The sequence below is a fragment of the Pseudalkalibacillus decolorationis genome, assembly GCF_024609785.1.
GTDB lineage: Bacteria > Bacillota > Bacilli > Bacillales > Fictibacillaceae > Pseudalkalibacillus > Pseudalkalibacillus decolorationis.
Genome location: NZ_JANHJQ010000063.1, coordinates 392 through 2,103, shown reverse-complemented (window position 1 = coordinate 2,103; position 1,712 = coordinate 392). Strand labels below are relative to the sequence as shown.

Annotated in this window: 1 rRNA gene (cut by a window edge); it reads right to left on the bottom strand. The window is 54.8% G+C overall.

Going from position 1 to position 1,712, the window contains the following annotated elements:
- Positions 1–1,712: ribosomal RNA gene (locus NON16_RS25280) — 23S ribosomal RNA — on the bottom strand; its annotated part runs 391 nt beyond the window's last position; the annotation flags it as partial.

Here is a 1,712-nt window from a genome sequence, read left to right as displayed (position 1 = left end):
GGTTAAGTCCTCGATCGATTAGTATCTGTCAGCTCCACGTGTTGCCACGCTTCCACACCAGACCTATCAACCTCATCATCTCTGAGGGATCTTACTCGCTTACGCGATGGGAAATCTCATCTTGAGGGGGGCTTCATGCTTAGATGCTTTCAGCACTTATCCCGTCCACACGTAGCTACCCAGCGATGCTCCTGGCGGAACAACTGGTACACCAGCGGTGTGTCCATCCCGGTCCTCTCGTACTAAGGACAGCTCCTCTCAAATTTCCTGCGCCCGCGACGGATAGGGACCGAACTGTCTCACGACGTTCTGAACCCAGCTCGCGTACCGCTTTAATGGGCGAACAGCCCAACCCTTGGGACCTACTTCAGCCCCAGGATGCGATGAGCCGACATCGAGGTGCCAAACCTCCCCGTCGATGTGGACTCTTGGGGGAGATAAGCCTGTTATCCCCAGGGTAGCTTTTATCCGTTGAGCGATGGCCCTTCCATGCGGAACCACCGGATCACTAAGCCCGACTTTCGTCCCTGCTCGACTTGTAGGTCTCGCAGTCAAGCTCCCTTGTGCCTTTACACTCTGCGAATGATTTCCAACCATTCTGAGGGAACCTTTGGGCGCCTCCGTTACACTTTAGGAGGCGACCGCCCCAGTCAAACTGCCCACCTGACACTGTCTCCGAACCGGATTACGGTCCTAGGTTAGAATGTCAATACCGTCAGGGTAGTATCCCACCGACGCCTCCACCGAACCTAGCGGTCCGGCTTCTCAGGCTCCTACCTATCCTGTACAAACGATACCAAAATCCAATATCAGGCTACAGTAAAGCTCCATGGGGTCTTTCCGTCCTGTCGCGGGTAACCTGCATCTTCACAGGTACTATAATTTCACCGGGTCTCTCGTTGAGACAGTATCCAAGTCGTTGCACCTTTCGTGCGGGTCGGAACTTACCCGACAAGGAATTTCGCTACCTTAGGACCGTTATAGTTACGGCCGCCGTTTACTGGGGCTTCGATTCAGAGCTTCTCCCGTAAGGGATAACCCCTCCTCTTAACCTTCCAGCACCGGGCAGGTGTCAGCCCCTATACTTCGCCTTACGGCTTCGCAGAGACCTGTGTTTTTGCTAAACAGTCGCTTGGATCTTTTCACTGCGGCTCTCTCGGGCTTGCACCCTATCAGAGCACCCCTTCTCCCGAAGTTACGGGGTCATTTTGCCGAGTTCCTTAACGAGAGTTCTCCCGAGCATCTTAGGATTCTCTCCTCGCCTACCTGTGTCGGTTTGCGGTACGGGCACCTTTTTCCTCACTAGAGGCTTTTCTTGGCAGTGTAGGATCAGGGACTTCGGTACTTATTTCCCTCGCCATCACAGCTCCGCCGTACGGTGGACGGATTTGCCTATCCACCGGCCTAACTGCTTGGACGCGCATATCCATCAGCGCGCTCTCCCTACCTTCCTGCGTCCCCCCGTCGTTCAAACGGAAAGGAGGTGGTACAGGAATATCAACCTGTTGGCCATCGCCTACGCCTTTCGGCCTCGGCTTAGGTCCCGACTAACCCTGAGCGGACGAGCCTTCCTCAGGAAACCTTAGGCTTTCGATGGAGAAGATTCTCACTTCTCTTTTCGCTACTCATACCGGCATTCTCACTTCAAAGCGCTCCACGAGTCCTTCCGGTCCCGCTTCTCAGCCCTTTGAACGCTCCCCTACCACTGTACC